The organism is Salinivibrio sp. IB868, assembly GCF_001995655.1.
In the GTDB taxonomy this organism is placed as follows: Bacteria; Pseudomonadota; Gammaproteobacteria; order Enterobacterales; family Vibrionaceae; genus Salinivibrio; species Salinivibrio siamensis.
The window spans coordinates 96,232-116,063 of record NZ_MUEW01000011.1 but is presented as its reverse complement, the minus strand read 5'-3'; the positions used below and the strand labels follow the sequence as shown (position 1 = coordinate 116,063).

Below are 19,832 nucleotides of genomic sequence, written 5' to 3'. Positions count from 1 at the left end.
ATATCCGTGATGCTTAGTGCCCCCAGAGTAACCAAAATACCGGCAGTCTCACAATTATTATTTTTATCACCTTCAGTGAAGAGAAAGCAAAAGCCGCCTCCAACAAGGACGCGGCTCGTTTTTCACACCGTTTTCTACTTAACACCGTTAAAAGACGCAGCCATCGCTACCGTCTTTCATTAGCCATATTTTTTCTCGAACTTGGCCATAAAATCGACCAACGCTTGCACCCCTTCAAGGGGCATGGCGTTATAGATAGAGGCTCGCATGCCACCCACATCTCGGTGGCCTTTCAGCGCATGTAAGCCTTGTTCCGTTGCTTCAGCGAGGAAAGTCTCATCCAGGTCGCTGTTCGCCAACTGAAACGGCACATTCATCAAGGAACGGTTGTCTTGGTGAATGTCATTACGATATAAGCTCGATTGATCGATAGCTTGGTAAAGCAGGGCTGCTTTTTGTTGATTGCGTGCATAAACGGCTTCAATCCCGCCTTGTTTTTTCAGCCATTTAAAGACTTCGGCGGCCAGATACCAGGCAAAGGTCGGCGGTGTGTTGAACATCGAGTCTTTCTCTACCAAGACCTTGTAATTAAGCACACTAGGAAGCACATCTCGCGCCAGTCCCAATAAGTCGTCACGTACAATCACCAGGGTCAGCCCTGCAGGGCCAATGTTCTTTTGCGCACCGGCGTAGATCACCCCATATTTAGATACGTCAATCGGACGTGACAAGATGGTCGATGACATATCGGCAACAATGGGTTTATTGGTCTCTGGCAAATCATTAATTTCAATGCCATCAATGGTTTCGTTAGGGCAGAAATGGACATAGGCTGCATCATCACTCAGTAGCCAGTCTTTCGCCGGCGAGATTGCACGTTTTCCCTCTCGCTCGCGGCAAACATTGATAACGTTGGGCGTACAATAGCGCTTGGCCTCTTTGACCGCACTTTCTGCCCAGTAACCGCCATCGACATAGTCTGCGATGGTGTGGTTCCCCATGAGATTCATGGGCACCGCGGCAAACTGTGCACGCGCGCCCCCTTGGCAAAATAGAATATGGTAGTTGTCAGGAATCACTAGGAGTTCGCGCAAATCTTGCTCTGACTGACGAGCAACGTTTAAGAATGCTTTGCTGCGATGCGACACTTCCATGACCGAGGTACCAAGGTCTTGCCAGTTCATCAATTCTTTTTGTGCTTTTAGCATCACTTCACGCGGCAACATCGCGGGGCCTGCGGAGAAATTATATACCTTATCCATGTTGGGGAGGGGCTCCTGCTTATTCATCACTTGTGGCCAGGAGGCCTACAAGGATTGACTCTGTTTTAAATGGTGTGTGATTGATTTAACACGTTTCGCGCGCAATTTGAAAGCGCCAACGCAGATTCGATCACAATTTCCATGCTCTCCTGTCAATAGGCAATAAAAAAGGGTGCAGTTCACTGCACCCTTAAGACGTTATCTAAGCGACGACTTACGCGTTTTGATCATCATCAGACGCGGGCGACTGATCGTTATCATCGCGTTGATCATCATCGGTAGGCGCTGATGCCTCGCTGCCGTCCGACTGAGTGGTTGTCCCGGCTTCATTGGCCAAGGCTTCCATCTCATCTTCGTCTGGCTCTTCGATGCGCTGTAGGCCCACCACTTTCTCGTCATCACTGACGCGAATCAAGCGTACACCTTGGGTGTTACGCCCCACTTGACTCACCTCTTCTGCGCGAGTACGGACTAAGGTCCCCGCATTAGTGATCATCATCAGCTCATCGCCTTCACAGACTTGGATGGCACTGACAACATCGCCATTACGCTCAGAGACTTTGATCGAAACCACCCCTTTGGTCGCACGACTCTTGGTTGGGTATTCTGCCAACGCTGTGCGCTTACCAAAGCCGTTCTCGGTCACGGTCAAGATTTCCGCATTCTCTTGCGGCACAATCAAAGAGACGACCTGATCGTTTTCAGCCAATTGAATGCCTCGTACCCCTGCGGCGGTACGACCCATCGCGCGAACGGTGTCATTCGATGCGAGGAAGCGCACTACTTTACCGAATTGCGAGAACAACATGACTTCACTGCTATCATCAGTGAGCTGGGCCCCAATCAGGCTATCGCCCTCACGCAAGTTCACTGCAATGATCCCGGCGCTACGTGGACGGCTAAAGTCAGTCAGTGGGGTTTTCTTCACGGTACCATGAGCCGTGGCCATAAAGACGTATTTGTCTTCTTCATACTCACGCACTGGCAGGATCGCGGTAATACGCTCATCTTCTTCCAGCGGGAGTAGATTCACAATTGGCTTACCGCGCGCATTACGCGATGCATGCGGCAGCTGATAGACTTTCAGCCAGTACATACGCCCGCGCGTCGAGAAGCACAGTATTGTGTCATGGGTATTAGCAACCAGCAGTCGCTCAATGAAGTCTTCATCCTTCATTCGCGTCGCTGATTTCCCCTTACCTCCACGGCGCTGCGCTTCATAATCGCTCAGAACCTGATACTTAACGTAACCATCGTGTGACCAGGTCACTACCACGTCTTCTTCATTGATAAGATCTTCAATATCAATGTCTGCACTCGCGGCAGTAATTTCGGTGAGGCGTTTATCGCCAAAACCATCACGGACGGCTTCGAGCTCTTCGCGGATCACTTCCATCAAGCGCTCGGTACTGGCCAAGATATGCAGCAGCTCCGCAATTTGCTCGAGCAGGCCTTTATACTCGTCCAGGATTTTTTCGTGCTCAAGCCCGGTGAGCTTGTGCAAACGTAAATCCAGAATCGCCTGTGCTTGTTGTTCAGTGAGGTAGTAAGAGCCATCATCACGGGCACCAAATTCTGGCGCCAACCATTCAGGACGCGCGTTTTCGCCACCCACAGCTTCCAACATGGCAGACACGCCACCGAGTCCCCAACCTTGATCTTGTAGCTCTTGTTTGGCTACCGCAGGCGTAGGGGCTTGACGAATAAGCTCAATGACTTCGTCGATGTTCGCCAGTGCGACCGCCAAGCCTTCCAAGATATGGGCACGGTCACGGGCTTTGCGTAATTCATAGACCGTGCGACGTGTGACCACTTCACGGCGGTGGTTAACAAAGCACTCAAGCATCCCTTTTAGGTTAAAGAGCTTCGGCTGGTTATTATCCAGCGCCACCATATTAATGCCGAATGACGTCTGTAATTGGGTTTGCGCATAGAGGTTATTAAGTACTACCTCAGCCACCGCATCACGTCGACACTCAATAACAATCCGCATGCCGTCTTTATCAGACTCATCGCGTAGCGCGGAAATGCCATCAATTTTCTTGTCTTTAACCAGCTCGGCAATCTTTTCAATCAAACGCGCTTTGTTGACTTGATAGGGGATTTCATTGACAACAATGGTCTCTTTACCATTTTTGTCGGTTTCGATATCCGCCTTGGCACGCAAGTAGATTTTTCCGCGCCCTGTTTTATACGCGTCTTCGATCCCTTTGCGACCATTAATCATTGCCGCTGTCGGGAAGTCTGGGCCTGGAATGTGCTCCATCAGCTCATCAATAGTGATATCTTCATTATCGATATACGCCAGACATCCGTTAACAACTTCGGTAAGGTTGTGAGGTGGGATGTTGGTTGCCATCCCGACCGCAATCCCGGAGCCGCCGTTAACCAGCAGGTTGGGGACACGCGTTGGCAATACGTCCGGGATTTGCTCAGTACCATCATAGTTCGGCACATAATCCACGGTTTCTTTATCGAGATCGGCAAGCAGCTCATGGGCAATTTTCGCCATGCGCACTTCGGTATAACGCATTGCGGCTGCTGAATCACCGTCGATGGAGCCGAAGTTACCTTGGCCATCTACCAACATGTAGCGCAGTGAGAACGGTTGCGCCATGCGCACAATCGTATCGTATACCGCACTATCACCATGCGGGTGATATTTACCGATTACATCGCCGACCACACGGGCCGATTTCTTATATGGCTTGTTCCAGTCGTTGCCAAGTACGTTCATCGCGAATAATACGCGGCGGTGTACTGGCTTTAGGCCATCACGCACGTCAGGAAGAGCTCGGCCAACAATGACGGACATTGCATAGTCGAGATACGAGCTTTTTAGCTCCTCTTCGATATTGACTGGCGTGATCTCTTTAGCAAGATCGCTCATGGAGCCAACATCCCTCAAATAATGTTTGCGTATTCAAATACGTGACCACGGAGAATAACACAAACCCTCTTTGGAGACACGCGAATATGGCTAAGATGTATCACGGATCTCGTTAGCAGGCGCTCTGAACGCGTCTACACGGACAAAAAGCCACCACTTGCGTAGCTAACTATGGTTTTTTTACTAGGAAAGCCCACAAGGTGTCTGAGCGCGAAAAAGGAATAATTAGCTTAACTTGAGCACAAGATCACTTTTTTAGCAGGCGCCGAAATATCAACCATACTTAGAAGTGACGTGCCTGACCGACCTAACGTTGGTCAACTTGATACTAAAGAGGAGGCATGATGCTCACTCGTATCGTTAACGCGATTGGTGCCTGCCTAATAGCAGGCAAATACCTTTTGGCTGGAATAATAGCGACCAGCGCCATTTTAACCGCGGCGTAACGCCGCTCCCTTCTGCACGGCGGTGGCTGGCCGTCGTGCTATTTCTATACCTCTACATGTTACCTCCCACTCAGCGTCGCCGATCCCTATTCACGACACCCACCGGTCCCGCGAGAAGCACGGCTTCTTTTTATCGCGTTGGATTTCGTTATAATGCAGCAAAACCGATAAGGAAGCTGCAGTTATGAGCCAAGTACCCAATGTCGATCCGGCAGAAATTCAAAAATTCGAGGATATGGCCTCGCGTTGGTGGGATTTAGAGGGTGAATTTAAACCTTTGCATCAAATCAACCCATTACGCCTCGATTATGTCTTGGATAAAGCGGGCGGATTATTCGGCAAAAAAGTACTTGATGTCGGATGCGGCGGCGGCATCTTAGCCGAAAGCATGGCTCAGGAAGGAGCGGAAGTGACAGGACTGGATATGGGAAAAGAGCCTCTCACCGTCGCGCGGCTGCATGCCCTCGAAGCCGGAGTCGATGTGCACTACATCCAATCAACCGCGGAAGAACATGCCAGCAGCTATGCGCAGCAATACGACGTTGTCACTTGTATGGAAATGCTCGAACACGTGCCTGAACCCGCCTCCGTGATTCAAGCCTGTGCACAGATGGTAAAACCCGGTGGTCATGTCTTTTTCTCGACACTGAATCGCAATGCCAAATCTTGGCTGTTCGCGATCGTCGGCGCGGAGCATGTGCTTAAATTGGTTCCCAAAGGCACCCATGAGCACCATAAGTTTATTCGCCCCTCAGAGCTGATGAACATGATTGATAACACCCCGCTAACGGCCAAAGACATGACAGGGCTGCATTACAACCCGGTGTTTGATACCTACAAACTTTCCAACGCCAATGTCGATGTGAATTATCTCGTTCACACCGTCGCGCCCTAGCCGACTGATAAGGAGCTCGCCAGCATGATCCCATCGACCATTCTCTTTGATTTAGATGGCACCTTGCTTGACACCGCCCCCGACATGGGTGAGGCCGCTAACCGCGTCCTCGCCGAGTTTGACTTGCCTCCTTTAACACGCGAGCAAATTTATACCCATACAAGTTTCGGTGCGCGCGGCCTGTTAAGTGCTGGGTTTGGCGAACAAGCACAATATCAAGACCCTGTTGCCCTCCGTGCGCGTTTTCTTCATCACTATGGGGACGCGATATGTCATGGCACCCAGCTTTACGCTGGCATAGACACCCTGCTCGATAAGCTGGATCAGTTACGTATCCCTTGGGGCATTGTGACGAATAAGCCCGAAGGGCTCACGCATCAGTTACTCGCCTTCTTCCCACGCCTGCAAAAGGCCAAAGTCATCGTTGGCGCCGATACCTATGCTCATGCCAAACCGCACCCTATGCCTTTGCTTGAAGCAGCCAAAAGCCTCAATTGTGTGCCACAACAAGGGCTGTATGTCGGAGACATTGAAAACGATATATTAGCGGCGCGCGCGGCGAATATGGGCGCAGCCGTCGCAGGATGGGGTTACACCGGCGATCAAGCCTTAGTTCATAATTGGAAAGCAGATCATATTTTCGCCAAGCCTGATCAACTTAGCGCCATTCTTGGATCCTAGTCACACCCCACATTTTGTGGGGTTTGCTGTCTTTTCAATCAGTTAAAAACGATCACTGATCATCGCTAAGATCAACCAAAATAAATTTTTTTTATTACCAATTTTTGCCTTTCAGTGATTGAAATTCTCACTAATCTTGTCGGCCTTGCGTCACTAGGTTGGTGATTACTAACTTTAGATATAACATCCCCAAGATATCCACACCCACCCTAACAAAGACTGGCTTGCAAAAAGCAGGTTATATCACTATCTTGTAACCGACTCGGACATCGCCCCCTATATATAGTGTATGAGCGACGAGATGTCCGCATAGAGGCCGACCAAAAAATCATCAGCATTTTATAAAAACTTGCGAAAAAGAGCAGTTTGGCAAGGGAATATTGGGAAAGCATACAAATGAACCAAGAAATTACCGTATTAAAGCGTGATGGACGCAAAGAAAACTTAAACCTCGATAAAATCCATCGCGTAGTGACTTGGGCTGCCGAAGGCCTCTCAAACGTTTCTGTTTCTCTGGTTGAGATGCGCTCTCACATCCAGTTTTACGATGGCATGCGCACAGAAGATATTCACGAGACAATCATCAAAGSCGCTGCCGACCTAATCTCCGAAGAAAGCCCAGATTATCAATATCTTGCGGCGCGTTTGGCCGTCTTCCACTTACGTAAAAAAGCCTATGGCCAGTTCGAGCCACCTAAGCTGGTTGATCATGTCAAAAACATGGTCGAGAAAGGCAAGTATGATAAGCATATCTTGCAAGATTACAGCGAAGAGGAGCTCGATACCCTAGACAGCTACCTCGATCACTGGCGCGATATGAACTTCTCATACGCCGCGGTGAAGCAGCTGGAAGGTAAATACCTGGTGCAAAACCGTGTCACCGGTGAGATTTACGAAAGCGCACAGTTTTTGTATATGATGGTCGCTGCCTGCCTGTTTGCGTCATACCCTAAAGAAACGCGTTTGGACTACATTCGTCGTTTTTATGATGCTGCCTCGCAGTTTAAGATCTCACTGCCAACGCCTATCATGTCCGGCGTACGTACGCCTACACGTCAATTTAGCTCTTGCGTATTGATTGAGTGTGACGATAGCTTGGACTCTATTAATGCCACATCCAGCGCGATTGTTCGCTATGTATCACAACGCGCAGGTATTGGTATTAACGCGGGCCGTATTCGCGCGTTGGGTAGCCCTATCCGAGGTGGCGAAGCCTTCCACACTGGCTGTATCCCGTTTTATAAATATTTCCAAACGGCGGTGAAGTGCTGCTCGCAAGGCGGCGTTCGTGGTGGCGCAGCAACCTTATTCTATCCAATTTGGCACCGTGAAGTGGAATCGCTGCTGGTATTGAAAAACAACCGCGGTGTAGAAGAAAACCGTGTACGCCATATGGATTATGGTGTGCAAATCAATAAGTTGATGTATACCCGCCTGCTTAAAGGTGGCAACATTTCCTTGTTCTCTCCGTCAGATGTGCCTGGCTTATACGACGCCTTTTTCGAAGACCAAGACGAGTTCGAGCGTCTATATACCCAATATGAAGCGGATGCCTCTATCCAGCGCGAAACAGTCAAAGCGGTTGATCTGTTCTCACTGATGATGCAAGAGCGCGCTTCAACAGGCCGTATCTACGTTCAAAACGTTGACCATTGTAATACCCATAGCCCGTTTGATGCATCGGTGGCACCTATTCGTCAGTCGAACCTGTGTTTAGAAATCGCGCTGCCGACCAAGCCACTGAACAATGTTGAAGATGAGAACGGTGAGATTGCACTGTGTACGCTATCCGCCTTTAACCTGGGTGCGCTTGAATCACTCGACGAGCTGGGTGAACTGGCCGACTTGACCATTCGTGCGCTTGATGCGTTATTGGACTATCAAGATTATCCGTTACCTGCCGCGCGCAAAGCAACCATGAACCGCCGTACACTCGGTGTGGGTGTGATTAACTTTGCCTATCACCTCGCCAAGCACGGTGTACGTTATTCGGATGGCAGTGCGAATGGCCTTACGCACCGTACCTTTGAAGCGATTCAATATCACTTATTGCGTGCATCCGTGGAGCTGGCGAAAGAAAAAGGCGCGTGTCCTGCGTTTAACGAAACCACTTATTCGCAAGGTATCCTTCCTATCGATACCTACAAGAAAGACTTGGATGCGATTTGTGATGAGCCGTTACACTTGGATTGGGAAACCTTGCGCAAGGATATCCAAACCCATGGTTTGCGTAACTCAACACTGACCGCTTTGATGCCATCAGAAACGTCGTCACAAATTTCAAATGCCACCAATGGCATTGAACCACCACGTGGTTTTGTCTCGGTGAAAGCCTCAAAAGATGGCATTCTCAAACAAGTGGTACCTGAGTATCACAAGTATAAAGATAATTACGAACTGCTCTGGAACATTGGCAGCAATGAAGGCTACTTACAGCTAGTCGGTATCATGCAAAAATTCGTCGACCAAGCGATTTCTGCCAACACCAATTATGATCCGAGCCGACATGCAAGCGGTAAAGTTCCTATGAACCAGCTGCTTAAAGATTTGCTCACCGCGTACAAACTGGGGGTTAAAACCCTGTACTACCACAACACCCGTGATGGCGCGAGCGATGGTCAGTCGGAATCAACCGCGGCGCAAGCTGCTGAAGACGATTGTGCCGGCGGTGCATGTAAGATCTAACACACGACATGCAAAGGGCCTCTGGGCCCTTTTCTAGAGGTTTATAAGATTCATGGCTTACAGTACGTTTTCTAAAATCAACAATGACCCGCTCAAAGAACCCATGTTCTTGGGTCAGTCCGTTAATGTTGCCCGCTACGATCAGCAAAAATATGAAATTTTTGAAAAACTGATCGAAAAGCAGTTGTCGTTCTTTTGGCGCCCAGAAGAAGTGGACGTATCGAGCGATCGTATTGATTACAACAAGCTACCTGAACATGAAAAGCATATTTTCATCAGTAACTTGAAGTATCAAACGTTGCTGGACTCTATCCAAGGCCGCAGCCCTAACGTCGCGCTACTCCCATTGGTCTCTATTCCAGAACTCGAAACCTGGATTGAAACCTGGAGCTTCTCTGAAACCATTCATTCTCGCTCTTATACCCACATTATTCGTAATATTGTGGCTGATCCGGCGATTGTGTTTGATGACATCGTGATGAATGAGCACATTCAAAAGCGCGCAGAAGACATTGCCCAGTATTATGATGACCTTATTCAGCTGAGTAACTATTATCACCAACTTGGCGAAGGGACGCATTCGATCAATGGCCAGACAGTCACAGTCAGCCTGCGCGCGCTGAAGCGCCAGCTGTATTTGTGCCTGATGTCGGTCAATGCGCTTGAAGCGATTCGCTTCTATGTCAGTTTTGCATGCTCCTTTGCCTTTGCCGAGCGTGAACTGATGGAAGGTAATGCTAAGATCATCAAGTTTATTGCCCGTGACGAAGCCTTGCATCTGACTGGCACGCAGCACATGCTCAACATTCTACGTAGCGGTCAAGACGACCCTGAGATGGCCGACATTGCCAAAGAATGCGAGCAAGAGTGTTTTGATCTGTTCAAGAAAGCGGCTGAGCAAGAAAAAGACTGGGCTGAGTATTTGTTCCGTGACGGCTCGATGATCGGCCTGAACAAAGATATCTTGTGTCAGTATGTTGAATATATCACCAACCTAAGAATGTCTGCCGTGGGTTTAGCACCTGCCTATGACAATGCGACACAAAACCCCATTCCTTGGATTAACGCTTGGCTGTCCTCGGATAATGTTCAGGTGGCCCCACAGGAAGCAGAAATTAGCTCGTATCTGGTCGGTCAGATCGATAACGAAGTCAGCGTCGAAGACTTTGGTGACTTCGAACTATGACCCGTATCACCATCGAAGTGAACGGCATAACGGTGGGTGGCAACACCCACCAAAACTTGCTAGAGCAGTTAGAAGACGCCGGTATTCAGCCTGAATATCAATGCCGAAATGGCATGTGTGGCGCATGCCGCTGTAAGCTTAATCAAGGGTCTGTCACGCAGGGAGAAAGCATGGCCTTTGTGATGCCAGGCGAAATCCTCGCTTGTCAAAGTGCGCCGCAGACTGATGTGTCCATTGCGTTCGACTACCAACCCGCTGACATCAAAAAACAAGTTAACGAGGCGTAATACAATCGCCTCGCCTTCCCTTCTCTTACCGACCTTCTATTCTATGCTGTCTGCATCAATATAAATATCGTCATGTCGCGTCAGTGAGGCATAATCGGCAATCACCGTATATCCATTTAAATAACGCCTTAACATATCTAACAATACAGTGGAGATGTAGCAGCGCGCATCGTCGTGAGACAGTTGCCGTTTAAAGCTTAAACGCTGCCCCCACTCACCCTCGGGTGTGGAGATAGCCACACAGATTTGTCCGTGAAGTTCCGGACCACAGGCAAGGCCAATTTGCTTTTGCTCGGGGCTGATCGTCGCACTGGCCATCGCCAGTGAGGCTGCTAACGGATTGGCCAACGCTTGCTCTGGCACATGGGCGTTCGACATCACCCAGCCTTGTTCAACCAAATAAGCCGCTTGTCCATTGAGTAAGCTTGATAGCCAGCCACCGGTGAACTGCTCAGCCACTTTCAACGCAATACCGTGACGATTAACATCAAACGCTAATGCTGAAGCCATTGGCTCATTATATGACACCACATAATCAGCGAGCCGCTGTTGCAGCGCCTCAAGTATGGTGTCTTTTTCATCATGCTCTGCATCAATAAACAGCTTCACCTCAATAAAAGGCAAACTCGAGCGATATCCCAGTGACACATCGTCAGGAAGCACTAATGATGCCATCACGTCACTGATCCCGGACTCTGACAAGCCAAATGTAAACAAACGGTAACACGATCGCGCTTTTGCCGCGTAAACATGTAACAACTCAGGAAGGATTTGGCGTTCAACCATGTCGAAAAACTCAGAGGGCACACCAGGTGTAAAATAAAAATGACACCCATTGAGTTCACAGTGAAAACCACACGCCGTCCCTTTCGGGTTCTCAATTAAGCGCGCACCGTCAGGTAACATCGCTTGCTTAAGGTTGCTTTGTGCCATCGGCCGGCCGTGTCGCTCAAAGCGCTGTTTCAGCTCATCAAGCCACGCTTCGTTCAGTGTTAGCTCAACCCCCATCGCCGATGCCATTGCTGCCGTAGTGAGATCGTCTGTGGTCGGTCCCAGTCCTCCGTTCACAATGACCACTTGCTCTGTCTGTGATAATCGAACCAGCTCGATCGCCATATCATCAAGGTCATCTCCAATGGTCACGCGACGAGACATTGTTAGCCCGTTCTCAAATAACGTCCTTGATAGCCATGCTGCATTGGTATCCGTGATATCTCCCAGCAACACTTCCTCTCCGGTAGAAAGCATCGCGATTTGTGGCATTGGTGCTTGATGTTGTTGGTTTTCCACCCTGCCGCTCCTTATTGGTCATCGTGATTCGTCTTTGATTATGACATTAGACCGCTCGATTCACTACCCCAGCCCAACCGTACACTTTACTTTACTTGTTCGTACCTTTAGCATTACACGCATCCGTTTTTTTATCTGCATAGACAGTGCACAATGCGCATAAATTCACGTTATCTTTTGTGCGAACACAATAATTAACTTTTTATTAACACTGGTTAAACATAATATGAATAAAGTACTAGGAAGTTCGCTGATTATCGCAGGGACAACCATTGGCGCAGGCATGCTAGCTTTACCACTTGCCTCCGCTGGTATTGGATTTGGGGCATCGATGGCATTAATGGGGGCGATGTGGGCTCTGATGACCTACACAGCGCTATTAATGCTAGAGGTCCATCAGTACGCTGACGCGGATGCCACATTACACAGTCTGGCCAAACAGTTTTTAGGGGATAAGGGCAAGTGGCTTGCCTCATTCGCCATGTTGTTCTTATTTTACTCTCTGTGCGCCGCTTATATTGCGGGCGGTGGGAGCCAGCTCAATGAGAAGCTGGCACAATGGTCAACCATCGAGCTACCGCCAGCAGCCGGTGCGGTGTTGTTCACCCTCGTATTTGGCTTAGTGGTGACCCTGGGTACGAGTAAAGTGGATTTAATCAACCGTGGTTTATTTACTGTTAAAGTCTTATTCCTGATTTTAGCGTTAACCTTACTCACCCCACACGTCTCCAGTATTAACCTCGTAGAGATGCCAGTCGAAAAAGRGCTCTTGGTCGCTGCACTGCCCGTTATTTTCACCTCTTTTGGCTTCCACGGCAGTATCCCCTCGATTGTACGTTATGTCGGGATAGATCTGCCTTCACTACGTAAAGTGATGATCGTCGGCTCGACTCTTCCACTTGCACTGTACATTTTTTGGCAAGTCGCGAGTTTAGGAACAGTGGCACAAGCTACCTTGGTGCAAAACGGTGAACTGTCTCAGTTCGTTGCCATCATCCAATCGGTGGTGCAACAAGATTATATCGCCTCCAGCATTTCGCTTTTTGCTGATTTAGCCTTAGCCACGTCATTTCTCGGCGTTAGCTTAGGATTATTTGACTTTATTTCCGATAGCTTTAATCGCCAAGACAGTGTGCGTGGCCGCTTGCAAACCGCCGCTATTACTTACTTACCGCCTTTGGTGTTCGCACTTTTCTACCCTCAAGGGTTTATCACTGCGTTAGGTTACGCGGCAATTGCTCTGGTGATTCTTGCGGTGGTGCTACCTGTGCTGATGGTGCGTAAAGCACGTCAAACCGTCTCGACGGATGAGCATTATCAGGTGATTGGCGGGAACCTTGGCCTTAGCTTGGCAATGGTGGGAGGAATAAGCGTTGTGGTGGCACAATTTATTGGCTGATTATCGCTCACTAACCATCCAATGATTCAATGACGCCCCACTGACTCTGGGGCGTCATTGCGTTTTACACGTTTCATCCACCCATCAAGCCGCGTACCAGCGTGCTGACCCCAGCTAAGGTACAGAGTAGCAACATTGCCCGACGGACGAGCTGCGGTTTCACCCGGGGTGCGACCCGATAAGCAAGCCATGTCGCCACCAGTACAGCAGGCACCGCAAAAGCCGCTTGCTTTAAGTGCCACCATGTCAGAAAGTCCGTGGCGCTTAAGGCGATCAAAGACAAGATGCAGCTGATCGCAAAGTACCCCGCCAGGCATGCGCGCATCTTATTGACATCAGCGTGTTGCAGTACAAGGGCCATTGGCGGGCCACCAATACTCGTCGTCGTGCCCATCACCCCGGAGGTAAAACCGGCGACAAAAAAGTTTCGTCGATTAGGGGTAATGTCAAAGCGCATGACACTGGCCAATACTGCGATTAAGACGGCTGCCCCGATGATAATTTCCAGCATTTGAGTTGTGACGACTAACATCACGCCCCCAGCCACGGCAGTCCCCGGCACACGGCCTAAATAAGCCCAACTAAGATCACGAAATGAGAGTTGATGCCGATATTGCCAAGCATTAATGCTCGCCAATGTCAGCCCCACCATAGAAATGGTGGTTGGGACGAGTTTGGGATCAATCATCAGCAATAGTGGTGCCGCCACAATCGCCATACCAAAGCCTACCAAGCTTTGCACAAAACAGCCGAGACCCAAGATCATGGCCACCGCTATGGAAACGCCGATATCAGGCATAAAAAGTAACTTCAGGTAAAGATAGGTAATCAGAGTGTAACGATTTACTCAGTCTTGAGCGAGCTTTTACGGCTGATCATCTTATCGACACTTGTTCACCGCGCGTAACACGTCAAGGATGGGCTGGTGTGCTGGGCGCATTAATCATTTCAGCATGGATCAATAGATTGCGAGGCGTCAATTCACGCTCACAAAACTGCATCAGACTCACCGAGTACCCGTGTTGCTCAAGATATAACACCCTGTCCAACACCAGCCATATTTCCATTGCTCGGCGAAAGGCGCTCTTAACGACGTTGATTTGTTCGAGAATGGAAAAACGCACCTCCCCGCGGCGAAAGTAGCCATCCACATCGAAATCATCGGGTAACGAGAGCCCTTTTTGTGCCGCACCCCAACGACAGAATTCCGCAAACCCTTGGCTAAGTTGTGATTTTTTCAGTGCAGGTAATGGCAAGTAATGATCCTGGTTTTGCCAGTCTCGCTGCCATTCATCAAAGCCTAAGCGATAAATAACTTCCTGTTCCCGTTGGCGACGCACTCGCTGTCCACCGGTCACCGATTCTTGGACGGCAAGTTTAAGGTCAGCTTTTGTCAGCCGCATTCCCGTATTCTGGGCGACATCCGAGAGTGGCTGATAAATCTCCCCCCGAATCAGCTGATAGCAACATGGGGAGACGGATAGACGCGGCATACCGCACGTCACTGCTTTTTGCAGGAGCGTTACATGCAAGTCGCCGCAGGCATGTAACGCTAATCCGTGGTCACAACCGGCCATCACAGCGGCCGCCTCCGTGTCCATGGCATCTAAGGGGTAAAATCGCATCGCGAGGGCGTTGCGCTGTGCAAACGCTTGTCCTTGATCACAAAGTGCTTTTTGCCATTCGATACTCTCAACCGGCTTACCGGTCACCGATGAGATGGCACGCCCGAGATACCCTTTTCCGGCACACCATTCGAGATAGCGTACCGTCTCCCCGTGAGTGGGAACCGCACCGATGTATGCCTCGATTTGCGCCCACTTTCTTCCCGGAACCCCTACCGCCAACCGCGGATCCACACCCACCTTGGTCGTACTCGCCTGCGGTACAGCAGTCAGTTCGGTCAATGGCGCCAACGCAGGCCACCAGCTCGACAACTGGGTAATCACAACTTCAGGTGCTGCCTTGAGTGCTGTTATCTGGGAATAATCCAAGCTGGCCAGCCAAGCGCACAATGCGTCTTCTTCCTGCCACGGTAAACATCTATGTGCCATTGGCATCGGTTGCCATAGCCATTGAAACTGGGTAAGAAGCTGGGTTAATTGAGTGAACTGTTGCTGAAAAGAGACGGAAGACATGGCTGCTATCAGGACTTGAATAAAAGCGTGATCAAAAAAGGCTGCTTGACGCAGCCTTGTCGTACACGGGCAGTTTAGCGAATTGGCAGCGGAATGTCCTTAAACATGGCATCAATTTCTTCGTTTGAACGCAGAGCCACCGCTTTATCTATCATATTGCGCGTCAAGTGTGGGGCGAAGCGTTCAATAAAGTCATACATGTAGCTGCGAAGGAAGGTGCCTTTACGAAATCCAATTTTGGTCGTGCTAGCACCAAAAATATGGCTAGCGTCAATGGCGACCAGATCCGAGTCAGCTTGGCTATCCATCGCCATACTGGCGATAACGCCAACCCCTAACCCTAACTTCACATAGGTTTTAATTACGTCCGCGTCTGTGGCGGTAAATACAATCTTGGGAGTGAGATTGGCGCGATGGAACGCCTCATCCAACTCTGAACGCCCGGTAAAACCGAAGACATAGGTCACAAGAGAATAGGCCGCTAAATCCTCAATGGTGATATTGTTTTTTTTCTGTGCCAGTGGGTGATCAGGCGTCACAATAATCGAACGATTCCAGTGGTAACACGGCAGCATCACTAAGTCTTCATAGAGGTGGAAAGCTTCGGTCGCGATAGCAAAATCTGATGTGCCTTTGGCGACCGAGCTGGAGATCTGCGTCGGCGTTCCCTGATGCATATGCAAAGAGACTTTAGGGTAGCGGGCAGTAAATGCTTTGATCACATCGGGCAGTGCATATCGTGCCTGTGTGTGGGTGGTGGAAATATTGAGATTTCCCATTTCTGGATGAGTATGTTCACTCGCCACCGCTTTAATGCTTTCAACCCGAGACAAAATACTTTGAGATATTTCCACAATGGCCTCACCAGCAGGAGTGACTTGGGTAAGGTGTTTGCCACTGCGCTCAAATATTTGCACGCCTAGTTCGTCTTCTAGTAATCGAACTTGTTTACTGATCCCAGGCTGAGAGGTATACAAACTCTCTGCGGTCGCAGACACATTTAGGTTGTGGTTGACGACCTCAACGATATATCTAAGCTGTTGTAATTTCATAGTGCAGACGCGCGAGCCTCATGGGTTAAGTGACAGCATTGGGTTGTGATAGATTATTTATATACCCAAATTAGACTATTTAATAGGCTTTGGTTATATAAACGTTAGCGATTGCACATTCACTAAGCAATTTGGTGAACAAATAGGGTATTGCCCAATCGCTAAAATCCGATTATTTCAACCAGTTTATCGCCAAGTGCACGATTATGGGCCACACTATGATCAGCGCATGCGAATCGGATGTAATGTGCAGAGTTAGAGGCGGATCACTCATGCTGCCTCCATCCTTGATTGATGCTATCTCTGTCGGTTGAGATCGTGTATCTTAACCAGTTGAGTTTATTACAAGGAACATCGACGCTGAATTATGAATATTGCCTTGATAGCTGGCCTTTGTGTCATATTGCTCGGCCTGATTGTCGGCTACAACATATTGGCTCAACAACGTAAGCAAATTGAATCTCACAAGCGCCAAGAGATGGCTAAGCACATTGCAGTGATTGACGCCACTGAAGAGCTGATTGGTAATGCACATAATCTGCCATATAGCGGGACGCTGTTGGTTTGCTTGAATAAGAAGATCCTAGATTCTTTGAAAGCCATGTACGAGATTGATGATTCCGATAAATCCATCAAGCAACGTATTAGTGCGACGCAAGCGCAGATCGATGAAATCAAACAAAGCTACTCAAACCGCGAGTCGACTTCCTTTAAAGTGCCAGATAACGATCGACAAGCGATTTCGATGCTCAAGCTAGTAAAACGTCTGCGCTCCGTGGTGAAAGCGGAGCACTCTAAGGGACGACTAGCGACGCAAGCGTTTGTAGCTGAGAACGCACGCTTGGAAAAGATGCAACTTAAAATCAATATTGAGAATGTGATTAAGCGTGCCAATGACGCCAAGCAAAAAGGGCAAATGGGCACCGCTCAGCAGTTATTGAAAAAAGCCATTGATGTGGTCTCGCCCAAAACCGATGATTACTCGCAAGAGATGAAAAAGCATTTAGAGCAAATGCATAGCGATATTACCCATACACTGAATACGGGCCATGAAAAACTCCAGTCAGAGCAAGAAGAAGAAAGAAGCGATCTAGACGAGTTGTTTGCACCGAAAAAGAAATGGTAAGTCAGCTCACGTAGGCTTAAAACAAAAGGCGCGTCCATCACGCGCCTTTTGCTTATTCTTCCCATCCATGCGTTCATCCTAGACGCGCACTCTCTCAACTAACGAGGTAAAAGGTGCGCTTCAATATGATTCAGTACCCCATCTGCCGCTTGTTCAAGCAAGTCTAACACCCGCTCAAAGCCGTCAGGGCCACCATAATAAGGGTCGGGGATCGGCCCCTCGGTATGCTCGCCCCAGTGGAGAAATAAAGACAGCTTGCCTTGGTGCTCGGGTGGGCATTGCGCTTGCAAGTCAGCCAGGTTGCTCTCATCAGCTGCCAGAATCATGTCATGACACACAAAGTCTGCGGGGCCGACCTGGCGCGCTCGAATACCTTCAAACGAGTAGCCTCTCGCCTGCCCTGCCGCTTGGCTACGTCTATCAGGCGGGTTACCCTGGTGATAACCTGCCGTGCCCGCCGAATCAATATCGACTGCCAAGCCTCGCGCCTGTGCGCGAGCACGTAATACGGCTTCTGCGGTGGGCGAACGACAGATGTTACCCAAGCACACCACCAAAACACTGGGCCTTTGATTATCAGTTGTCATCAGCGTCAAACCTCCTTATTGATAAGCCCTCAGATTACCAATAAGGCTAAGCACTGCCTATAGTGAGGCAGGTAATACTCGGTGATAGGGCAGTTTGTCAGCACCTATGCTGGCACGGAATAATCCACAACAATAATGTCTTCCAGGATAGGACGAAATATCGCTTTTAGCGCCTCATGTTCAGGATGCGGTAAATAGCGCTCCCGCGCAGCACTATCACGAAACGTCATCACAATCACATGCGTGTAGCCTTGGTCTTTACCTTCTGGGCTGTTGTTTTCTCCCCATTCGACCGACCCAACGCCATCAATGACGCTAGGCATTGATTCAAATTTATCTTTCAGTGCTTGGATCTGATCATCGCGCGCGTTAGCGGTAAAACGAACAAGCAATACATGACGAATCATTTCTTTTCTCCTCGTGTCACTATTCCATCCGATCCGTCAAAAACGTTTTAAACGCCTGCCAAGACTTTTTATCAGCTTTTTCACGGTACCTCTCCGAGCCAAACACGGTAAAAGCATGCGGCGCCCCACCATACACTTGCGACCAGTAATCGACACCCGCCTGCTCTAGCGTTTGTATAAAGGTCGCAAAATCTGCCATGGGCACCGCTTTATCCGCCCCACCATGAGCAATAAACAGTGGCGCAATGTCCTCTGAATAGCCTTGACCATCTGGCGTGCCCAAACCGCCATGAAAACTCGCGTAGCCACTGACAGGCATATTGCCTGGATTGCGTGCAAGCTCTAACGTCACCGTGCCACCGAAACAATAGCCAGCCACTACTGGCTGCGTCACACCTTGCGATTGCGCGGCACTCATCCCTGCTTCAATCAGTTCGCGCATCCGCACTCTGTCTTCATACAGTGAACGAGTCGCCGCTTTCTTCGCCTCTAGGCTGGTCGGTCGATTCCCGGCGCCAAACATGTCTAATGCAAACGTACGATAGCCCAAGTTTGCCAGCATATCCGCACGTTGACGTTCGTAGTCCGTTAGCCCATCCCAGTCATGAATAATCACCACACTGCCTTTCTCAAAAGAGGCAGGGATAGCTAGGTAGCCGGAAAATGCCTCCCCGTCTAACTGATAATCTATCTGTTTACCCGCCACAGCAGGCAGCGAACATAGAGCCAACAAAGCAATAAGAGCGTGCGTTCCTTTTCTCATCATAGCGTCCTTTGGCTGGGGCCGTCGGTTTGCGGCCAGAATGTCATGGGTGGCATCCACCCTATCGTCCCTTTACTATAGACCTAAGTTAACCAAAGGTTGGAAATCACATGTCAGAACACAGTCATCAACAGCGCCAGCAAAAACTGAAAGAAAAAGTCGATGCTCGGATTGACGCCGCACAACAAGAAAAAGGGCTATTTCTTATTATTACAGGCAACGGCAAAGGCAAATCGACATCCGCTTTTGGCACTGTCGCACGCGCCGCAGGCCATGGTTTCAAATGCGGGGTGGCGCAGTATATCAAGGGAACATGGGCATGTGGTGAGCGAGACTTACTCAGTCAGCATGGCGTGGACTTTCATGTGATGAGTACAGGGTTTACCTGGGATACCCAAGATAAAACGGCCGACACGCAAGCCGCACAAAAAATCTGGTCAGCATGCAAAACCATGCTCAGCGATCCTAGTTATGATTTGGTCGTCCTGGACGAAATCACCTATATGATCACCTATGGCTACATTGACCTGGACGATGTCATCGATGCAATTAGCCAACGACCAAGTGAGCAATCTGTGCTGATCACGGGTCGAGGCGCTCACCGTCGTTTAATCGAAATCGCCGATACTGTCTCTGAAGTTCGCAATGTCAAACATGCGTTTGATGCCGGCATTAAAGCGCGCCAAGGCATTGATTGGTAACCTTTAACAACGTAGACAATACGTGTGCACGGCGTGC

17 protein-coding genes are annotated in these 19,832 nt (G+C 49.3%); 8 read left to right on the top strand and 9 right to left on the bottom strand.

Features of this window, described 5'->3' with window-relative positions; translation table 11 throughout:
* Positions 1-179 precede the first annotated feature (179 nt).
* Complete coding sequence (serC, locus tag BZG20_RS12655; RefSeq protein WP_077579238.1) at positions 180-1,262, bottom strand: 3-phosphoserine/phosphohydroxythreonine transaminase; 1,083 nt, start codon at positions 1,260-1,262, stop codon at positions 180-182.
* A gap of 214 nt (positions 1,263-1,476) precedes the next feature.
* Positions 1,477-4,152 (bottom strand): DNA topoisomerase (ATP-hydrolyzing) subunit A, encoded by a 2,676-nt coding sequence (gene gyrA, locus BZG20_RS12650; RefSeq protein WP_077579237.1) that lies wholly within the window; start codon positions 4,150-4,152, stop codon positions 1,477-1,479.
* Between the two features lie 630 nt (positions 4,153-4,782).
* Between gyrA and ubiG the strand changes: the two genes are divergently transcribed.
* From ubiG to yfaE, 5 genes are all read left to right on the top strand, one after another.
* The gene (ubiG, locus tag BZG20_RS12645) at positions 4,783-5,493 is read left to right on the top strand and encodes a bifunctional 2-polyprenyl-6-hydroxyphenol methylase/3-demethylubiquinol 3-O-methyltransferase UbiG (RefSeq protein WP_077579236.1); all 711 of its coding nucleotides are present in this window, start codon (positions 4,783-4,785) and stop codon (positions 5,491-5,493) included.
* A gap of 24 nt (positions 5,494-5,517) precedes the next feature.
* Entirely contained in the window at positions 5,518-6,174 is a 657-nt protein-coding gene (gph, locus tag BZG20_RS12640) for a phosphoglycolate phosphatase (protein WP_077579235.1), read from the top strand.
* Between the two features lie 396 nt (positions 6,175-6,570).
* Positions 6,571-8,859 (top strand): class 1a ribonucleoside-diphosphate reductase subunit alpha, encoded by a 2,289-nt coding sequence (nrdA, locus tag BZG20_RS12635; RefSeq protein ID WP_077579234.1) that lies wholly within the window; start codon positions 6,571-6,573, stop codon positions 8,857-8,859.
* A 52-nt stretch (positions 8,860-8,911) separates the two neighbouring features.
* Entirely contained in the window at positions 8,912-10,045 is a 1,134-nt protein-coding gene (nrdB, locus tag BZG20_RS12630) for a class Ia ribonucleoside-diphosphate reductase subunit beta (protein WP_077579233.1), read from the top strand.
* Positions 10,042-10,332, top strand: a complete 291-nt coding sequence (yfaE, locus tag BZG20_RS12625) for a class I ribonucleotide reductase maintenance protein YfaE (RefSeq protein ID WP_046073503.1) — start codon at positions 10,042-10,044, stop codon at positions 10,330-10,332. The genes nrdB and yfaE overlap by 4 nt, the downstream gene beginning before the upstream one ends.
* 36 nt (positions 10,333-10,368) lie before the next feature.
* Here the strand turns inward: yfaE and BZG20_RS12620 are convergent, their stop codons facing one another.
* Positions 10,369-11,622, bottom strand: coding sequence for a CinA family nicotinamide mononucleotide deamidase-related protein (locus BZG20_RS12620; RefSeq protein WP_241829535.1), 1,254 nt, complete (start codon positions 11,620-11,622; stop codon positions 10,369-10,371).
* Between the two features lie 226 nt (positions 11,623-11,848).
* Between BZG20_RS12620 and tyrP the strand changes: the two genes are divergently transcribed.
* Positions 11,849-13,021: a tyrosine transporter TyrP gene (gene tyrP / locus BZG20_RS12615; RefSeq protein WP_077579232.1), complete on the top strand. Its 1,173-nt coding sequence runs from the start codon at positions 11,849-11,851 to the stop codon at positions 13,019-13,021.
* A gap of 73 nt (positions 13,022-13,094) precedes the next feature.
* Here tyrP and BZG20_RS12610 read toward each other — a convergent pair whose 3' ends face one another.
* The 3 genes from BZG20_RS12610 to cysB form a co-directional block, all read right to left on the bottom strand.
* The gene (locus BZG20_RS12610; RefSeq protein ID WP_077579231.1) at positions 13,095-13,820 is read right to left on the bottom strand and encodes a sulfite exporter TauE/SafE family protein; all 726 of its coding nucleotides are present in this window, start codon (positions 13,818-13,820) and stop codon (positions 13,095-13,097) included.
* A gap of 112 nt (positions 13,821-13,932) precedes the next feature.
* Positions 13,933-15,159, bottom strand: a complete 1,227-nt coding sequence (locus tag BZG20_RS12605) for a methyltransferase (protein ID WP_077579230.1) — start codon at positions 15,157-15,159, stop codon at positions 13,933-13,935.
* Positions 15,160-15,233: 74 nt separating this feature from the next.
* Positions 15,234-16,211 carry an HTH-type transcriptional regulator CysB gene (cysB, locus tag BZG20_RS12600; RefSeq protein ID WP_046073507.1) on the bottom strand — a complete coding sequence of 326 codons (978 nt, stop codon included), beginning with the start codon at positions 16,209-16,211 and terminating at the stop codon, positions 15,234-15,236.
* Between the two features lie 367 nt (positions 16,212-16,578).
* Here cysB and BZG20_RS12595 point away from each other — a divergent pair, with 367 nt between their 5' ends.
* Positions 16,579-17,337 (top strand): DNA repair protein, encoded by a 759-nt coding sequence (locus BZG20_RS12595; protein ID WP_077579229.1) that lies wholly within the window; start codon positions 16,579-16,581, stop codon positions 17,335-17,337.
* Positions 17,338-17,435: 98 nt separating this feature from the next.
* Here the strand turns inward: BZG20_RS12595 and BZG20_RS12590 are convergent, their stop codons facing one another.
* From BZG20_RS12590 to BZG20_RS12580, 3 genes are all read right to left on the bottom strand, one after another.
* On the bottom strand, positions 17,436-17,924 hold the full coding sequence (locus BZG20_RS12590) for a low molecular weight protein-tyrosine-phosphatase (RefSeq protein WP_077579228.1): 489 nt from the start codon (positions 17,922-17,924) through the stop codon (positions 17,436-17,438).
* Between the two features lie 104 nt (positions 17,925-18,028).
* On the bottom strand, positions 18,029-18,331 hold the full coding sequence (locus tag BZG20_RS12585; RefSeq protein WP_046073510.1) for a Dabb family protein: 303 nt from the start codon (positions 18,329-18,331) through the stop codon (positions 18,029-18,031).
* A 19-nt stretch (positions 18,332-18,350) separates the two neighbouring features.
* The gene (locus tag BZG20_RS12580; protein ID WP_077579227.1) at positions 18,351-19,097 is read right to left on the bottom strand and encodes a dienelactone hydrolase family protein; all 747 of its coding nucleotides are present in this window, start codon (positions 19,095-19,097) and stop codon (positions 18,351-18,353) included.
* Between the two features lie 107 nt (positions 19,098-19,204).
* On the opposite strand from BZG20_RS12580, the gene cobO reads away from it, so the two are divergent.
* Complete coding sequence (gene cobO, locus BZG20_RS12575) at positions 19,205-19,795, top strand: cob(I)yrinic acid a,c-diamide adenosyltransferase (protein WP_077579226.1); 591 nt, start codon at positions 19,205-19,207, stop codon at positions 19,793-19,795.
* Positions 19,796-19,832: the final 37 nt, after the last annotated feature.

Bases quoted from the DNA above. Each gene is read 5' to 3' on its own strand.
- BZG20_RS12590 (WP_077579228.1), bottom strand. From the start codon at position 17,924: ATGACAACTGATAATCAAAGGCCCAGTGTTTTGGTGGTGTGCTTGGGT.
- serC (WP_077579238.1), bottom strand. From the start codon at position 1,262: ATGGATAAGGTATATAATTTCTCCGCAGGCCCCGCGATGTTGCCGCGT.
- gph (WP_077579235.1), top strand. From the start codon at position 5,518: ATGATCCCATCGACCATTCTCTTTGATTTAGATGGCACCTTGCTTGAC.
- ubiG (WP_077579236.1), top strand. From the start codon at position 4,783: ATGAGCCAAGTACCCAATGTCGATCCGGCAGAAATTCAAAAATTCGAG.
- BZG20_RS12610 (WP_077579231.1), bottom strand. From the start codon at position 13,820: ATGCCTGATATCGGCGTTTCCATAGCGGTGGCCATGATCTTGGGTCTC.
- BZG20_RS12585 (WP_046073510.1), bottom strand. From the start codon at position 18,331: ATGATTCGTCATGTATTGCTTGTTCGTTTTACCGCTAACGCGCGCGAT.
- BZG20_RS12580 (WP_077579227.1), bottom strand. From the start codon at position 19,097: ATGATGAGAAAAGGAACGCACGCTCTTATTGCTTTGTTGGCTCTATGT.
- BZG20_RS12595 (WP_077579229.1), top strand. From the start codon at position 16,579: ATGAATATTGCCTTGATAGCTGGCCTTTGTGTCATATTGCTCGGCCTG.
- cysB (WP_046073507.1), bottom strand. From the start codon at position 16,211: ATGAAATTACAACAGCTTAGATATATCGTTGAGGTCGTCAACCACAAC.
- BZG20_RS12605 (WP_077579230.1), bottom strand. From the start codon at position 15,159: ATGTCTTCCGTCTCTTTTCAGCAACAGTTCACTCAATTAACCCAGCTT.
- yfaE (WP_046073503.1), top strand. From the start codon at position 10,042: ATGACCCGTATCACCATCGAAGTGAACGGCATAACGGTGGGTGGCAAC.
- cobO (WP_077579226.1), top strand. From the start codon at position 19,205: ATGTCAGAACACAGTCATCAACAGCGCCAGCAAAAACTGAAAGAAAAA.
- gyrA (WP_077579237.1), bottom strand. From the start codon at position 4,152: ATGAGCGATCTTGCTAAAGAGATCACGCCAGTCAATATCGAAGAGGAG.
- nrdB (WP_077579233.1), top strand. From the start codon at position 8,912: ATGGCTTACAGTACGTTTTCTAAAATCAACAATGACCCGCTCAAAGAA.